The organism is Parahaliea mediterranea, from assembly GCF_003402235.1.
GTDB classification, from domain to species: domain Bacteria; phylum Pseudomonadota; class Gammaproteobacteria; order Pseudomonadales; family Halieaceae; genus Parahaliea; species Parahaliea mediterranea.
On sequence record NZ_QEWO01000001.1, the window covers coordinates 1,231,976 to 1,249,315 of the forward strand.

Below are 17,340 nucleotides of genomic sequence, written 5' to 3' on the forward strand. Positions count from 1 at the left end.
TCGGCACCAGCGCTTCAGGCACTCCATATTTCGCCCAGCACGCGTTTAAAATTGTCGCCCAATATTCCGCGTATATCGCTGTCGGATCGCTTTCTTCTGATCAGTTCCTGCACCAGATCGAACACTCGCCGGGGATGGTCAAAGCCATCCACATCTATCTTTTCCCGAAAGGCGTAACTGGACGAATAGCCACTTCGAATGGCCTGCTGTGCTTGCGCCGACATACTGTCGTAGCCATGCATATCCTGGTCGGACCCAATGCCCACGTGCTCTACACCAACCAGCTTCGCCACGTATTCGATGTGATCAACATAGTGCTTGATGGTGGTGGGTTCCCGGGCGCTGACAAACTGGCGAACCGCCGCAATGCCCATTACACCGCCGGTGCCAGCCATCGCCTTAATGGCAACGTCGGGTTTGGCGCGTACATGCCCTCCCGCCAGCTGGCGGGCATTGGAGTGTGTTATCAGGACAGGCCTGGAAGAGAGATCGCAGGCATCCAACACGGTCTTGTCACCGCAGTGGGACACGTCCACAGCCATACCAAGTCCATTCATTCTCTCGATCACCTGCGCACCCAGCGAGCTCACCCCCCCATCCACGCGATCAGTAGCCCCACTGCCCAGGAGATTCTGCCGGTTGTAGGTCAATTGGCTGATCCGCTGTCCCAAGTGATAAAACACGTTTACATCGTCGGGGCTACGAAAATGATCCGAATTCTGTATGCCCAGGATCAGCCCCACACGTTGCCCCTTGGCCAGCCGCTCAAGGTCTGCGATGCCATCAATTCGCGCGAGTTGTTCCGGGTGCTCGGCCACCAGCGCATTCATACGGGCAATGAAAGCCATGGCTTGATCACCACTGACGCCGACCGCGGGATGCAGCACATCCACTCCCGACGTCAGCACGTCCTGCATCAGTTCAGGCGGCACTGCGAAGCCATCGCTTCGCCCGGATTGCTCGTCCAGTGAAGCTTCGATCATTGCGCCGTAGGAATACGGCGCCGACAGCATGTCAAATACCTGGGTGGATGCGACCAGGTCGATCGCCCGCTGGCTGTAGCGGGTATCGCTCTGTGCAAATACCCGGAAAGAGCCAAAGTTGAGCATGGGAAAACCAATCATCGCAGTGCCACCGACCTGCAATAGGCGACGACGCGCCAGGGTGTGTTTTGTATCATTCGTCACTGCAGTTCCATCTCCTTGTCGCTGCGCGGCAGAGCGCCGCCCCCGCCGGCGGCCAGCACTAAAAAGACACGTCACGGGGGAAGAGAACAGCCTTAGACGGAGTTATAACACCAAAAGACACAAACAAGGCAGCCTTAATAAAAAAATATTCATTATTGCTCAGCCTTAAAAGAGGGACATCAGCCCAGCGCCGCCCTGATGCGGCTCCGGCTAGGGGGTTTCATCGGGGTAATAATGGTCAAAAATGTACTTATGCTTTAAATAAATAGTCGCTTTGGTTTCTCGGTCGAGATGCTTGTCCACACTGTCGCTGTAGGCTGTTGTATTCAATCGACGAAACTCACCACACGCCCCGTCGCGCAGACATGATTGCACGGCTTGTCGAAACGCTGATTCGAGATTCTCGAACCGGATAATTTCAACATTCGGCGGTACAACCCCGCCCATCATGAAATAGTCCTCCTGGCGAAGCCCTGGCCGGTGGTAGCCGGCATGTTTGACAAACGCGCCAAAATCTCCCTGGGCGAGCGCTACCAGTTCGCTGTCATTTTTTTTCCGTCGCTCAATGACGTCATCTTTTTGTAGATGGCGATAGAAAGAGTATTCAAGATCATAGGGGTTTCGCACCACCGCCAAGACTCGTCTATCCGCCGTCGATACGCCGGTCAGCCGAAGGATGTGTTGCTCGGCAGCCGCGAGGGTGCAGTGCCTGTTCACATTCAACACCGGAACAACCTGGCTCTCGCGGTATCCGTACCTGGCAGCCTCAATATCGGCTTCCACATGACAGTTGTACACCGGCGGGCAGAGATTCTGCAGCAAGTAGTGCGCACAGCTCATGCCCCCTGTCTTGCCAATGTGGATAAAGACGATGTCCTGATTAAAAACCATAAGAACTCACATAGTTCACGACAGGTTGAGAAAGCCTGCCGGTATCGGCCACCAGTGTAGCGCGACCACCAATTTCCCTGCGAGACGCCACTCATCGCACAAACCACTCAACTCCCCGCAGGCGCCTTGAAGATCGCCAGTGATGCGGTGATATATTCAGGTATAACACCTACAGGGGAAACCGACATGAGCCCTTCGTCGCCCGGCACTGAGACCCGCGCGCATTACCTGATCGATACCTTTACCCGCCATCCGCTGGCCGCCAACCTGTTGATGGTGATGCTGGTGCTGGCGGGCATCTGGGGCCTGCGCCAGTTGACGGTGCAGCTGAACCCGCCGCAGCCCAGCCACAGCGTTTCGGTGGACATCAGCTGGCCGGGGGCGGCGGCGGAGGACGTGGAGCAGCTGATCACCCAGCCTGTGGAGTACCAGCTGCGTAGCCTGCAGCACCTGAAAAGCCTGACCTCCACCACGGTGGACAGCCACAGCAGTATCCAGCTCGAATTCGAGCGCGGCACCGATATGGGCCTGGCCAGTGACCGGGTGAAGCAGCAGGTCGCCCAGACCCGCGATTTACCCGCTGATATGGAAACGCCGGTGGTGACCATCAGTGAGCGCCTAGAAACCGTGGCCGCCCTGTTGCTGGCGGGCACGGATTCGCTGAGCGAGCTGGCGCCGCTGGCGCGGGACATCGAGAGCCAGCTGCTGGCCCGGGGCATCGACCAGATCGAATTCCGCGGTGTGCCCGAGGAGGAAATCGCCATCCAGGTGGACAGCCAGACCCTGTATACCCTGGGCCTGCCCCTGGGCGAGATCGCCCGCCGCATTCTGGATAACAGCGCCGATGTGCCCGCCGGCAGCGCCGGCAGTGGCCAGCTGGAGCGCAAACTGCGCAGCCTGGAGCAGCGCCGCAGCGCCCAGGGTTTTGCCGAGCTGCCCATCAGCACCGCGGCCGATGACACCCTGGTGCGCCTGGGTGATATTGCCGAGATCGAGCGCCGCGAGCGCGATCACCAGCGCCATCTGCAGTACCAGGGCAAGCCCGCCATTACGCTGATTCTGCGCCGCGCCTCCGGCTCGGACATCATGGACGAGGCTGACATTCTGCATCAGTGGTATGCCGAAAACCGCGCCTCGCTGGAGCAGCAGGGCATCCAGAGCGTGATCTGGCTGGAGGCCTGGCGCTTCGCCAGGGAGACCCTGATGCTGGTGGTCAACAACGGCCTCGGCGGCCTGCTGCTGGTGATCGCCACCCTGTATCTGTTCCTCAATGCCCGTGTGGCGGGCTGGGTGACGGCGGGCATCCCCGTGTCCTTTCTGGGTGCGCTGGCGGTGTTCCACTTTTTAGGCGGGTCCATCAACTTCATCAGCCTGGTGGGGGCGGTGATGGCCCTGGGCATTGTGGTGGACGACGCCATTGTGGTGGGCGAGCACGCCCTGGCGCGCTTTGAGGCCGGCGCCAGCCCCGAACAGGCCGCCGCCCAGGGCGCCCAGCACATGTTCGCCCCGGTGATGGCCTCGTCCCTCACCACCCTGGCGGCCTTTTTGCCGCTGATTGTGATGGACGAGCCGTTCATCCGCGAAATACCGCTGCTGATGGTCTGCGTGATTATCGCCTCGCTGATTGAATGCTTCCTGATTATGCCCGGGCACCTGCGCCACAGCTTTGCCGCCATGCAGCAGCAACGCAAGCCGTCCCGCTTTCGCGCCGCCTTCGACCGCCGCTTTGCGCATTTTCGCGATGCCCTGTTCAGCCCCCTGCTGCTGCGCGCGCTCAACAATCGCCGCTCGGTGCTTGCCCTGTCGCTGGGAGCCTTTGTGGTGGCGCTCACCCTGCTGGCCAGTGGCCGGGTGAAACCGGAACTGAACATCAACCTGAACTTTGAGTTTGCCGATGCCTACCTGCAGTTTGCCGCCGGCGCCAGCGAAGCCGACAAGCAGGCAGTGCTGGACGATATGGAGCGCTCCCTGCTGGCCACCAACGCGGCCTTCGGCGGCGGCGTCATCGTTACCCACGTACCCCAGCGCAACTGGGCCTTTCTGGAGCAGCAGACGCGCACCGGCCCGCAGTACGCCGCCATCTGGGTGGAACTGGTGCCGCCCAACGAACGCGCGGTGTCGCTGGCGGAGTTTTCCGCCGCCTGGCAACAGCGCATCACACCCAGCCCCTATGTGGAGACCCTGCAGTTCAGCAACGGCGAGGACAACTGGCCCGACCTGCAGCTTTATTTCAGCGGCGCCGACGTGGGCAGCCTGAAGGCCGCCGCCGAGGAACTGGCCGGCCACCTGAACCGCATGCCCGGGGTCAACAACGTGTTCGACGACCTGCCCTACGGCAAGGAGCAGTGGGTGTTCAGCCTCACCACCGAAGGCCGCGCCGCCGGGCTGACCAGCGCCGACATCGGCCGCCAGCTGCGCGCCGCCTACGAGGGCTACCGGCTGCAGATATTCACCGAGAACCGGGCCGAGTTGGAGGTGCGTCTGTCGCTGCCGGCACGGGAGCGCTTTGACCTGGCCAGCATCAACCGCCTGCCGATCAGCACCCCCACCGGCGCGGTGCTGCCCCTGTCCAGCGTGACCCAGGTGAGCACCCGCCGCGGTATCGAACGCATCAACCACCGGGACGCGCGCCAGGTGATCAACGTGTACGGCCATGTGGACCGCAAGCAGAACACGCCGATGGCGGTGATTGCCGAACTGGAAGAGAGCGCCATTCCCGAGATCACCCGCCGCCACGGCGTCACCTACGGCCTGGGCGAGCGCTCTGCCGATGAGGCAGAAACCTTCCAGGACATGCTGCTGGGGGCGGTGATCGGCCTGTTGCTGATCTACCTCATCCTGGCCTGGATTTTTGCCTCCTGGAGCTGGCCACTGGCGGTGATGCTGGCCATTCCCCTGGGCCTTACCGGCGCCCTGGCCGGCCTGCAGCTGATGGATCTCAACCTCGGGGCGATGGCCATCATGGGCCTGTTCACACTGACCGGGGTGATCGTCAACGACTCCATCATCCTGATCAACGCCTACAAGGCCGGGCGCGACGCCGGCCAGCAGGTGAACGAAGCCCTGCTGCGGGCTTGCCGCTCGCGCCTGCGCCCGGTGCTGCTCACCTCCCTCACCACCGCCCTGGGGCTGGCGCCGATGATGCTGGAGAGCTCCCCCATCGGCCAGGTGATGGCGCCGCTGGCGGTGGTCATCTGCTTTGGCCTGCTGTACGGCTCCACCCTGATTCTGTTCACCATCCCGGCGGTGCTGTCGCTGCTGGAGAGCCTGTCGCAGCGCCTGAAGCGGCGCCGCGGCACCGTGATCACCCCACCCTCATCCGATATGGCAGGAGTTACCCAATGACCGCCTTCAAACAGCACCTGCGACAGGCACCTGGCCGCCTGGCCGGCGCACTGGCCCGGATCAGCCGCAAAAACCGCCTGCTGTTGCTCACCCTGGGCGGCGCCGCCGTGGCCAGCGCCGCCCTGCTGGCCACCGCACCGCAGCCGCCCCTGCCCGAGGTGCAAGAGAAGGCCTGGCCAGTGACCGCCGTGACCGCCCGCACCGAGAGCCTGTCGCCGGAGCTGATGCTGTTTGGCCGGGTCGAAAGCCCCCACCACGCCGAAATGCGCAGCGACAGCAGCGGCGATGTGCTGGTTGTGCATGTGCGCGAGGGCGAGCGGGTGAGCCGTGGCCAGCTGCTGGTGAGCCTGGACCCGGCCCACGCCGAACTGGCCCTGGAACAGGCCGAGGCGGATCTGGCCGATGCGGAATCTGCCCTGGCGTCCCTGCAGGCGGATATCCGCGCCGAACAGCGGGTGCTGGCGCACATGGAAGACCTGTACAGCCTCACCAGCGCCAAGGCCGAGCGTCTCAAGGGCCTGAACGCGCGCCAGCTGATTGCCACCGAGCACATGGAGAACACCCTGCAGGAGGTGGCCCGCCAGGGCATTGAACTGGCCCGCCAGCAGGCCCGGGTGGAAAAACACCCCCAGCGCCTGGCCAGTGCCCAGGCCGCCCTGAACCGGGCCCGTGCCCAGCGCGATGACCGCGCCCTGCGCCTGGCCGACACCCGGGTGCACGCGCCCTTTGACGGGCGCATTTCGGCGGTGAGCGCCGCCCCCGGCGACCGGGTGGAGCCGGGCTCGGCCCTGCTCAGCCTGTACGACACCGACGCCCTGCGGGTGCGGGCCGCCCTGCCCGGCAACCAGTTGGATGCCATCAAGCAGGCCCTGGCCAGCGGCATGCCCCTTGCGGCCTACACCGTCGGCAGCGGTAGCGACATAGCCCTGCCACTGGAAACCCTGGCTGCGGCGGTGGAGAAGGGCCACAGCGGCATCGACGGGCTGTTCCGCCTGCCGGCGGCGGCCGAGCAGCCCGAACTGGGCCGCGCCCTCAACCTGCGCCTGGCACTGCCGCCGGTGCCAGACACCGTGGCGCTGCCGGTGCAGAGCCTGTACGACAGCCGCCGCATCTACCTGATCGAGAACGAACGCCTGCGCGCGCTGGAGGTAACCCCGGTAGGCCAGCGCAGCCGCGACGATGGCACCCTTGAGGTGCTGGTGCAGACCGGCGCCCTGCCCGCCGGCAGCCAGATACTGGCCACCAGCCTGCCGCGCGCCACCGACGGCCTTCGCGTTGCCACGGTGGCGCCAGCGGTGGCAACCCGCTAGGATCACAGGCTTTAATGGCGCAGACGCAAAAAAACCGCGTTTTTCTGCGCCTTTTGCAGTCCTGATGGCATTCAATGCGACTCGCTTCACCGTTCGCGGTTGGGCAGCACTGGCCAAATTGGCTATATTCAGGGCACTGTTTTCGCCAACCCCTCGCCAGGAGCCGACTCATGGACAAGATCGACCCAACCACCCTGCTGCAAACCTACGTGATCCCCTGGGGTATCAAAATCGCCCTTGCGCTGATCATATTCATTATAGGTCGCATCGTTGTCGGCATTCTGGTGGGCGCGGTCGAGCGCTTCATGCAACGGCGCGGCATGGACGAGGTGCTGGTGCGCTTCCTCACCTCCATCATGCGCTGGGTGTTGCTGCTGTTTGTGGTGATTGCCGCCCTCAGCCAGCTGGGGGTAGACACCACCTCGCTGATTGCCCTGCTCGGCGCCGCTGGCCTCGCCATTGGCCTGGCGCTGCAGGGGTCGCTCTCCAACTTTGCCGCCGGGGTGATGCTGATTGTGTTCCGCCCCTTCACCAAGGGTGACTTCGTGGAAGCCGGTGGCGCCACCGGGGTGATTGAAAGCATCAGCATTTTTACCACCACCATGACCACCCCGGACAACAAAGAAGTGATCGTGCCCAATGGCTCCATCCTGTCCAACAACATCACCAATTACTCCGCCCGCGACACCCGCCGGGTGGACATGGTGTTCGGCATTTCCTACGACGACGACATCCGCAAGGCCAAGGAGATTCTCGAAGGCATTCTGGCCAGCGACAGCCGCGTGCTGGCCGAGCCGGAGCCGGTGGTGGCGCTGGGTGCGCTGGCCGATTCCTCGGTCAACTTCCTGGTGCGCCCCTGGGTGAAATCCGCCGACTACTGGGCGGTGCTGTGGGATACCAACGAAGCCGTGAAAACCCGCTTCGACGCCGAGGGCATCAGCATTCCCTTCCCGCAGATGGATGTGCACATGCCGCGCCCCGAAAAAGAGGACGAAGCGCCCAGCGCGGCCTGAGCCGGTGCGCGGCACAGGCCGCGCCGCATTACAAGTTTTTCACAGCCGCCGCCGGCGGCCTGTGGTATAAAACATCTTTCTTTTCAACCCCCGCTACGGCGGGGTTTGCTTATTGGATTCCCAGTGGCTCTGAGCAAAAAACAAGCATTCCTTTCCTTCGTCATGCTCGCAGCCGCGCTGGCGGTCACCTTCCTGCTGTATGCCTCCCGCCCCTCCACCGAGATTGCCGAACCCAAATACGTGCCGGTGACGGTGGATGTGGCCACAGCGGTGAAGGAGGTGATCCGCATTCCCGTGCAGGCCCAGGGCACGGTGACCCCCCTGCGCAGCACCCGCCTGGTGGCCGAGGTTGCCGGGCGTATTACCGAAGTTTCCGACGCCTTTAACGTGGGCGGCTTCGTTGCCGCCGGCGACGTGCTGCTGCGCATTGACCCTCGCGACTACCAGACCGCCCTGCTGCGGGCCCAGTCCGCGGTGGCCTCAGCCGAGAGCCTGCTGGCCCAGGAGAAGGGCCGCGCCCAGGTGGCCGAGCGGGAGTGGAAGAAACTGCCCGCCGGCAGCCAGCGCAGCGACGAGGCCAAGGCCCTGTACCTGCGCCAGCCGCAGCTGGAGCAGGCCGAAGCCGAGCTGTTGGCGGCCCGCGCCGACCTCAGCACCGCCCGCGACAACCTGGAGCGCAGCGTGATCCGCGCGCCCTACGACGCCCTTATCAACGCCAAGTCGGCGGAACTCGGCCAGTACGTCAGCCCCGGCTCAGCGCTGGCGGACATCATCTCCGTGGATGTAGCCGAGGTGCGCCTGCCCATTCCCCAGGGCAAGCTGGAGTACCTGGAACTGCCGGGGCTGGGCGTGTATCCACAGGGCGCCGAGATTGACCTGTATACCGACGTGGGCGGGGTGGTGAACCACTGGGCGGCACAGCTGCACCGCAGCGAAGGGGTGTTCGACGAGCGCTCCCGGGTGCTCTATACCGTCGCCCGCATAGAAGACCCCTACGCCCTGCAGGACCCCCAGCGCGAGCCCCTGCGGGTGGGCACTTTCGTCAACGCCAACATCCGCGGCCGCGCCCTGCCAGACCTGGTGGCCCTGCCGCGCTATGTGATGCGGGCCGGCAACCACCTGTGGGTGGTGGATGGCGACAACCGCCTGCGCGACCGCGAGGTGAGCATCCTGCGCACCGGCGGCGACCTGGTGTATGTGTCCGCCGGGCTGGAAGACGGCGAGCGTGTCTCCCTCACCAGCCTGGACACCTCCCTGGCGGGCTCCGAGGTGGAGGTGGTCTCCAGCCGCAGTTCGGCGCAACTGCGGCAGCAGTACCAGACCGACGCACTGCCCAAGGCGACGACGGTGGAAGCCGCCCAGCGCGATACGCCCGCCGCCGCCCGGGATAGTGCCGCCGGCAGAGATAGCGCCGCGGCGCCCGACGCGGAGGCCTGATGCAGGACCCAAACGCCGTGCCCACGGGCATCATCGCCTGGTTCGCGCGCAACCCGGTGGCCGCCAACCTGCTGATGATCATCATCATGGTGGTGGGCCTTGGCAGCGCATTCACCATCCAGCGCGCCATGTTCCCCGCCTTCGACCTGGAGGTGATTTTCATCAACATGTCCTACCCCGGCGCACCGCCGGAGGAAGTGGAACAGGGCATCGTGCTGAAGATCGAGGAAGCCATCAACGATGTGGACGGCATCAAGCGGGTGGAGTCCGATGCGCTGGAATCCCACGCCCGGGTGATGATCGAGCCGCTGGAAGGCACCGACCTCAACAAGCTCATGGACGACGTCAAGAACCGCATCGACGCCATCCTGTTCTTCCCCGAGGAAGCGGAAAAACCCATTATCAGCCAGCCGGAGTTGCAGTTTCCGGCCATCACCCTGCAGCTTTCCGGGGAGTTGGGCGAACGCAGCATGAAGACCCTGGCAGAGGAAGTGCGCCGGGAACTGCTGACCTACCCCGAGGTATCCTCGGTGACGGTGGTGGGGGCCCGCGAGTATGAGATCTCCATTGAAATTTCCGAGCAGCTGCTGCGGGAATATCACCTGAGCCTGGGCGAGGTGGCGGACATCATCTCCGCCTCGTCGCTGGATCTGCCCGCCGGCTCGGTGCGCACCGAGCACGGCGATATCGCCCTGCGCACCCTGGGCCAGGCCTACGTGCAGCAGGACTTCGAGAACATCGTGCTGCGCACCAACGCCGATGGCACCCGCCTGCTGCTGGGCGACATCGCCACCGTGAAGGACGACTTCGAGGAAGCCGAGGGCTTTGCCCTGTTCAACAACCGCTACTCCCTCGGCATCCAGGTGTACGCCATGGGCGAGCAGGACATCATCGACACCGCCCGGGTCACCAAGGCCTATCTGGAAGAGAAAAACCGCACCCTGGCCGACAACGTGGTGCTGGAGCCCTGGTCCGACATCACCTTCTACCTGGAAGGCCGCCTGGGCATGATGTTCAGCAACCTCGCCATGGGCGCCCTGCTGGTGTTCCTGGTGCTGGCCCTGTTCCTGGAAATCAAGCTGGCCTTCTGGGTGATGCTGGGTATTCCGGTGTGCTTCCTGGGGGCCATGGCGATGATCAACACCCCCTACATTCACGCCAGCCTGAACATGATCAGCATCTTCGGTTTTATTCTGGTGCTGGGGATTGTGGTGGACGACGCCATTATCATGGGCGAGAGCGCCTACTCCGAAACCGAGCGCCACGGCCACAGCGTGGACAACGTGATTCGCGGGGTGTACCGGGTGTCCACTCCCGCCACCTTTGGCGTGCTCACCACCATCGTGGCCTTTGCCCCCACCCTGTTCATGGAGGGCATGTTCGCCGCCATGCCCGCCGCCTGCGGCTGGGTGGTGATTCTGTGCCTGGCCTTCTCGCTGGTGGAGTCCAAGTGGATTCTGCCCTCCCACCTGGCCCACAGCAAACCCACCCGCAACCGCCTGCTGCTGTACATCGACCACCGTCAGGAAGCCATCAACGGCTGGCTCAAAACCTTTATCGACCAGCGCTACACGCCCTTTGTGGCGCGCTGTGTGCGCAACCGCTACCTGACCCTGGCCACCTTTATCGCCGGCCTGATCCTGTGCGCCGGCCTGCTGGTGGGGGGCGTGGTGCGCACCGTGCTGGCGCCGGACGTGCCCGGCGAATTCCTGCACGCCGATGTCACCATGTCCGAGGGAACTCCCGAAGAGCGCACCCTGGAGGCCATCCAGAAAGTGGCCCGCGCCCTGCAGGACGTAGATGCCGAGCACCAGCGCAGCCACGGCGGCGAAAAGCTGGTGAAACACATCTTCGCCTACGGCGCCAGCCGGGTGTCCGGCGGCATCGACGTGGAGTTGACCAAGGAAGACAAACGCTCGATCAGCACACGGGAAATCGAGCGCCGCTGGCGGGACAAGATCGGCTTCATCCACGGCACCGAGGTACTGGCCATCTCCAGCGCCGACGGCCCGGAGTTTGGCCCCACCATCGCCTTCGACCTGATGCACAACGACTTCGACACCCTGCGCGCCGCCTCCCAGGAACTGGAGGAAGCCCTGCGCCACTACGAGGGCCTGTACGACATCCGCAACGGCGCCAGCGATACGCGGGACGAATTCCATATCGACATCCTGCCCGAGGGCGAAGCCCTTGGCCTGACCCGCTTCGACCTGGCCAGCCAGGTGCGCCACGCCTTTTACGGCGCCGAGGCCCAGCGCATCCAGCGCGGCATTGACGAAATCCGCGTGATGGTGCGCTACCCGCGGGCCGACCGGGAAACGGTGAGCAGCCTGCACGACATGTTCATCCGCACCCCGGACGGCAGCGAGGTGCCCTTTGGCACCGTAGCCCGCCTGCGGGTGGAACAGGGCCTGCTGAAGGCCACCCACATCAACTACCAGCGGGCCGCCGAGGTCACCGCCGAGGCCAACAAAGATCTGGTTGAACCCGGCCGCGTGATGGCCGATATCGAGGCCCGGGTCATACCCGAGCTGATAGAGAAGTACCCCGGCCTGCGCTGGGCCATCTCCGGCATGGCCGAAGAAGAAATGAAAATGGCCCGCAGCATGATGATCGGCTTCAGCCTCGCGCTGTTTGGCATCTACGCCCTGCTGGCGGTGCCCACCAAATCCTACCTGCAACCGCTGATCATCATGGGGGTGATTCCCTTTGGCGTGATCGGCGCCGTGGTGGGCCACTGGATCACCGGCTACCCCCTGTCGATGATGTCGCTGATGGGGGTTATCGCCCTGTCCGGCGTGGTGGTGAACGACAGCCTGATTCTGGTGGATTACATCAACAAGGCGGTACGCGACGGCGTTGCCCCTTTGCAGGCAGTCATGGACGCCGGCACCACCCGCTTCCGGGCCATCTTGCTGACCTCCCTCACCACCTTCTTCGGCCTGGCGCCCATGCTGCTGGAGCGCAGCGCCCAGGCCCAGGAAATTGTGCCGATGGCAGTGTCGCTGGCCTTTGGCATTGTGTTCGCCACAGTGATCACCCTACTGCTGGTGCCCAGTTTGTACATGATCCTCGACGACCTGGCGCGCTGGAACGAGCGCCGCCAGCACTCTGGCGCGGCGAGCCCCAGCGCGGGGGCCTAACAGCCCGTGGGACTGGCCAGCCTGATCGCCGCCAGCGGCGCCCTGCTGGGCGCCCTGATCACCCTGGCGCTGGCCCTGCCGCCCAACCGGCACACCGCCGCCAATCAGCAACTGGCGGCGCTGATGGGGCTGGTAACGGTGTACCAGCTATCCACCATGGCGCGCCACGCCCCGGACATCCAATGGCTGGGCCCCCTGCTGCCCCTGAGCCTGAGTATTTTTTTGCTCGGCCCCGGCCTGTACCTGTATACCCGGGCCCGCATTGACCACGACAGCCAGTGGCGGCGCGCGCAGTTGTGGCACACCCTGCCCTTTGCCCTTTTGTTGCTGGACGCCGTGGCCGGCACGACCCTGGCCACCCGCTATCCGCACACCATCGGGGTGCTCTGCTACCTCCATCTGCTGGCCTATCTGGGCATCAGCCTGCGCCTGCTGGGCCGGGCCCGCCGCCAGGCCGAGCTGCCGCCAGCGGCCCTGCGCTGGCTGGCCAGCCTGCTGTGGGGCTGCACCGCCCTGGCCCTGCCGGGGCTGCTGTTTGCCATGGGCCGCTGGCTGCCCGGCACCATTGGCTGGCCGCAGCAGCTGTGGTCCATCACCCTTACGGTGGGCATGAGCTACCTGATCGCCTTCTTCGCGGTGCTTGACCCTTCTGTCTTTCACGCCAGCCGCAGTGCCCGGGCCGACCGCAAGGCCACCAAGGCCCGCTACGAAACCAGCAGCCTGGGCGACGAGCAGGCACAACAATTGTGGCAACAGCTGCAGGCGCTGATGCAGGACAGCCAGCCCTACCTGCAACCCCAGCTCAAGGTGGGGGAACTGGCCCGCCAGCTGGCGGTGCCCCCCAGCCACCTCAGCCAGACCATCAACCAGGTGGGGGGCTGCAGTTTCGCCAGCTTCCTGAACGGCTACCGGATAGAGACCGCCAAAACCCTGCTGCGCAGCAGCCAGCCCGGCGAGCGCACCATGCTCGATATCGCACTCAGCAGTGGGTTCAATTCCGAATCGGTGTTCTACAAACAGTTTCGCGCCCTGGTGGGCCAGACGCCGCGGCAGTACCAGCAGCAGGGCTAAGGCCCGCTTCTTTCACGTTTTTCTTCTCTTTTTTTGCAAAACCGGAGGCCACAGAGCCCGATTCGGGGGATGTTGGCCGGGTGCGGTACTGTTTGCGCCCGCTTGCGACCGGATGCCGCACCTCATAACAGTCAATAAAGAGGACAACACAATGCCAGTACTTCCCCTCAACCCCCTGCGGCGCGGGATTGCCACCGCGGCCCTCGGCCTGGGCCTGGGCCTTGCCCTACCGGCCTGGTCCCTCAATATCATGGTGACCAACGACGACTCCTGTAACGCCGAGGGCATCAATGTGCTGATGGACGCCCTGGAAGCCGCTGGCCACTCCGTGACCATGTACGCCCCCGCCGGCGAACAGAGCGGCCGGGGTGGCGCCATTTCCACCGCTATTGGCAGCAGCTACGACATCAGCAACGTCGGCTTCCACGGCCCTACCGGGGCAGAGAATCGCTACTGCGTGCGGGTGCCTTCCGCCAACCCGGCCGAGGGCGCCGAAGACGAAACCATCACCATCTCCGCCACTCCCAAGGACAGCATGCTGGTGGGCCTGCAGCGCCTGAAGGGTACCGATATCGACCTTGTGGTGAGCGGCATCAACGACGGCCAGAATATTGGCAGTACCGCCACTTCCTCGGGCACCGTGGGTGCGGCGGTGGGCGCGGTACTGTCGGGCATTCCGGCCATTGCCGTGAGCCACAACCGCTTTAGCGGTGAAGCGGGTATGAGCGTCGCCGAGCTGGCCGACCTGGTGGTTGAGGTGGTGGCTGCACTGGAAGAACAGCGCGAAGCCGGTGAAGCCCTGCTGCCGCCGCTGACGGCCCTTAACATCAACAACCCGCCCGGGCCGGTGCGCGGTATCGCCCACACCACCCTTGGCACCCGGACCGACATCCTCTACGGCCCCACCGCCAATGACGCCGGCGGTGTGGATATTGCCTTCAATGGCCTGGTGAGCCTGGCCAGCCTGCTGGGCGACGAGGCGCTGGCCAACGAACTGGCCAACAACCCCGACGCCACCATCGAGGACTTTGCCGCCGCCGGCCTGGATGTGAACGACGAAACCAGCATGTCTGCCGCTGGCTACGTCACCATCACCACCATGGATGGCGACTTCACCGCCGGCCTGCGCAAGCGCGAGCTGCTGCAGCTGAAACTGCGCGACCTCAGCGCCGGAGGTGAATAATGCGGTATTTGATCACTGCCCTGGCGGCCTGCGCGCTGCTGGGGGCCTGCAGCGACTCAAGTGACAGCCGCCCGGACACCCCGCCGCCACCGGAGCCACCACCGCCGCCGGAGGTTACCGATCTGGACAGCACCGGCATCTACCGCGGGCAGATCGTGACTGATGATGGCAACCTGGCGCTGCTGACGGTGAACCTGGCCAGGGATGGCGTCACCGCCGTTGCCATCGACAGCGACGACGACGAAGTGGCCGATATCGTACTGTGGGGTGACACCAGCGAATCCGCCGGCGAGCTGCACTTCAGCGGGCGCGATGGCCGCGATGGCAGCAGCGTGGAACTCACCTTTGCCATCGACGACGAGGTGCTTGGCGCCACCGTCCGCGTCAATGGCCTGTCCGGTGAGGCCAGTGCGCCGCTGGCGGCAGACAGCGCTGCCGGCTCCGCGCCCGAGGGCGATTATGCCCGGGAAGACGGCGTTGGCGGCCTGACACAACTGAGCATCGGCGCCGATGGCAGTGTGACCCTCAGCAGCCCCTGCAGCGGCAGTGGCGAACTGAGCGCGGCAGACAGCGCGGTGAACCTCTACCGCCTGAGCCTGGCCAGCGACTGCCTGAACTGGGAGGCGCTGGTATCCGTGGGCAGCATCGAAGGCGATGGTGCGGTGCTCACCATCAGCGGTGCCGACAACCTCGACACCCGGCTATACCAGCCCTGAGGGGTGCATCCTGCCGCTGGCCGTTACCGGCCAGCGGCTTTTTTACGTGCCATCTCCCGGAAAAAGCCCTGGCTAACGTCCCGGCCAACTCCCTGTAAAAAGCCCTGGCTAACGCCCAGCCCCTATCCCCAGCAAGCACCCAACCCTACAGCGGCGCGGCGCAGGCCAGGCAGCGCATGTACAGGTGGCCGGGGTCGCGCAGCGACGCCATCAGCTCCGCCGCCTCGTTCAGGGGCGCCAGCAGCAGGTCAAGGGCGGCGCTGGTCTGGCCCATCCGGCTGGCCGGCGCAAAGCCGGCGGCACTGCGCAGGTTTAGGCCGGCACTGCGCTCGGCCAGTTGCTGCAGCAGCTGCTCCCGTGGTGACAATGGCTTGCTCACGTACTCAACCCGCGGCGCATCCAGCCCCGCCAGCTCGGCGGCCGCCGCAATGGCCTCGCGCAGGGAGCCCAGCTCATCCACCAGGCCGTTGGCCTTGGCGTCGGCGGCGCTCCACACCCGGCCCTGGGCTACCGCGTCCACTTCCTCCACGCTCATGTCGCGGCCTTCCGCCACCAGCTGCAGGAAGTTGCGGTAAGTAAATTCCACCGAGCTGGTCAGGGCGCTGGCCACCTGCTCGTTCAGTGGCCGGTCCACGCGCAGGGAGCCGGCCAGCGCCGTGGTGCCCACGCCGTCGGTGTTCACCCCAAGGCGCCCCATCAGCTCCTCGAAGGTGGGAATGGCGGCAAACACCCCGATGCTGCCGGTGATGGTGGCCGGGGTGGCAAAGATACGGTCGGCACTGGCGGCAATGTAGTAACCGCCGGAGGCCGCCATGGCCCCCATCGACACCACCACCGGCAGGCCGTCGGCCTGGGTGGCCAGCACCGCCTGGCGGATCACCTCGGAAGCGAACACGCTGCCGCCACCGCTGTTGATGCGCAGCACAATGGCCTTCACCCGGTCTGCCGCGGCGGTGTCGCGAATCAGCTGCGACAGACTTTCGCCGCCGATGGTGCCGGGGGGCTGGTCGCCGGGCAGAATGTTGCCCTCGGCGGTGATGACCGCCACGTGATCGGTATCGGGCTGGGGCAGGTCCGGCCCACGCTTGCGGCCCACATAGTGCTCAAAGGGCACCGCCTGGAAGCGCTCTTCGTCGTCGCGCGCGCCCACAATGCCGGCCAGGTAATCGTTGGACTGGTGATGTGGCATCAGCTCATCCACCAGCCCCGCCGCCAGTGCAGCCTTGGCGGTATCGCCGCCCTGGGCCTTGAGGGCGCTGGCATAGCCATTGACGTAGGCGTTCACCGCGCCGGCCTCCAGGCTGCGGCGCTGCTCCACTTCCCGGGTATAGCGCTGCCACAAATCCCCCAGCCAGCGCGCGGTAATTTCGCGCTCGCCGGGGGACATGTCATTGCGCACGAAGGGTTCGGCGATCGACTTGTGCTCGCCGGCCTTGAACACATGCACGTTGACCGACAGCTTCTCCAGCGCGTCGCGGAAATAGTTCTGGTAGCTGCCAAAGCCCTCCATGGCCACCGCGCCAAAGGGGTGCAGGATCAGGGTATCGGCCTGGCTGGCCAGCAGGTACTGGTCCTGGGTGAAGTAGTCGCCGCGGGCGATCACCGGCTTGCCGCTGCTGCGAAAGGCATCCACCGCCTCGCGGATTTCCAGGGTCTTGCTCATGCCCACCGACAGCAGGCCGTCCAGCTCCAGCACCAGGGCGGTAATGCCCGGGTCATCCGCGGCAAAGCGAATGGCATCGAGAATATCGCGCAGCGCCACCTCGTCGCTGGCGGGGCTCGGGTCGCCCACCAGTGCCAGCATCGGGTCCACCGGGGTGCGCTGGTCCACCACAACGCCCACCGGGTTCAGCAGCAGGGCGGCCTTGGCCGGCAGCGGTGTGGGCCCGCTGCCGCTGAACAGCAGGTAGAGCAGCACCAGCACGGCGATGAACAGGAGGTTGGACAGGGCCACGCGCACCCGGGTAATGAAGTTCCACAAGCCGCCGAACAGGCGGCGCAGGGCCGAGGGTTTGCTCATTCTCTGTCTCCGATCAATGACGGT

At 64.9% G+C, this 17,340-nt stretch carries 11 protein-coding genes; 8 read left to right on the top strand and 3 right to left on the bottom strand.

Translation table 11 applies throughout. From position 1 onward, the window contains the following. Nucleotides 1-14: 14 nt before the first annotated feature. Together DDZ17_RS05215 and DDZ17_RS05220 are read right to left on the bottom strand one after the other, a co-directional pair. Entirely contained in the window at nt 15-1,187 is a 1,173-nt protein-coding gene (locus DDZ17_RS05215; RefSeq protein WP_206613443.1) for a dipeptidase, read from the bottom strand. Nucleotides 1,188-1,397: 210 nt separating this feature from the next. Then, nucleotides 1,398-2,078, bottom strand: coding sequence for a hypothetical protein (locus DDZ17_RS05220; RefSeq protein ID WP_116364837.1), 681 nt, complete (start codon nt 2,076-2,078; stop codon nt 1,398-1,400). Between the two features lie 186 nt (nt 2,079-2,264). On the opposite strand from DDZ17_RS05220, the gene DDZ17_RS05225 reads away from it, so the two are divergent. From DDZ17_RS05225 to DDZ17_RS05260, 8 genes are all read left to right on the top strand, one after another. After that, nucleotides 2,265-5,423 (top strand): efflux RND transporter permease subunit, encoded by a 3,159-nt coding sequence (locus DDZ17_RS05225; protein ID WP_116364838.1) that lies wholly within the window; start codon nt 2,265-2,267, stop codon nt 5,421-5,423. Next, a complete protein-coding gene (locus DDZ17_RS05230; RefSeq protein ID WP_116364839.1) occupies nt 5,420-6,733 on the top strand; it encodes an efflux RND transporter periplasmic adaptor subunit in 1,314 nt (437 codons plus the stop codon). The genes DDZ17_RS05225 and DDZ17_RS05230 overlap by 4 nt, the downstream gene beginning before the upstream one ends. A 170-nt stretch (nt 6,734-6,903) precedes the next feature. After that, nucleotides 6,904-7,746, top strand: coding sequence for a mechanosensitive ion channel family protein (locus DDZ17_RS05235; RefSeq protein WP_116364840.1), 843 nt, complete (start codon nt 6,904-6,906; stop codon nt 7,744-7,746). A 123-nt stretch (nt 7,747-7,869) separates the two neighbouring features. Continuing rightward, nucleotides 7,870-9,183 (top strand): efflux RND transporter periplasmic adaptor subunit, encoded by a 1,314-nt coding sequence (locus DDZ17_RS05240; protein WP_157976460.1) that lies wholly within the window; start codon nt 7,870-7,872, stop codon nt 9,181-9,183. After that, a complete protein-coding gene (locus DDZ17_RS05245; RefSeq protein WP_116364842.1) occupies nt 9,183-12,326 on the top strand; it encodes an efflux RND transporter permease subunit in 3,144 nt (1,047 codons plus the stop codon). The genes DDZ17_RS05240 and DDZ17_RS05245 overlap by 1 nt, the downstream gene beginning before the upstream one ends. Nucleotides 12,327-12,332: 6 nt before the next feature. Next, nucleotides 12,333-13,397: a helix-turn-helix transcriptional regulator gene (locus DDZ17_RS05250; protein WP_116364843.1), complete on the top strand. Its 1,065-nt coding sequence runs from the start codon at nt 12,333-12,335 to the stop codon at nt 13,395-13,397. A gap of 151 nt (nt 13,398-13,548) precedes the next feature. After that, nucleotides 13,549-14,580, top strand: a complete 1,032-nt coding sequence (gene surE, locus DDZ17_RS05255; RefSeq protein ID WP_157976461.1) for a 5'/3'-nucleotidase SurE — start codon at nt 13,549-13,551, stop codon at nt 14,578-14,580. Continuing rightward, the gene (locus DDZ17_RS05260) at nt 14,580-15,296 is read left to right on the top strand and encodes a hypothetical protein (protein ID WP_116364845.1); all 717 of its coding nucleotides are present in this window, start codon (nt 14,580-14,582) and stop codon (nt 15,294-15,296) included. The genes surE and DDZ17_RS05260 overlap by 1 nt, the downstream gene beginning before the upstream one ends. Nucleotides 15,297-15,441: 145 nt before the next feature. Here DDZ17_RS05260 and sppA read toward each other — a convergent pair whose 3' ends face one another. Continuing rightward, a complete protein-coding gene (gene sppA / locus DDZ17_RS05265; RefSeq protein WP_116364846.1) occupies nt 15,442-17,316 on the bottom strand; it encodes a signal peptide peptidase SppA in 1,875 nt (624 codons plus the stop codon). Nucleotides 17,317-17,340: the final 24 nt, after the last annotated feature.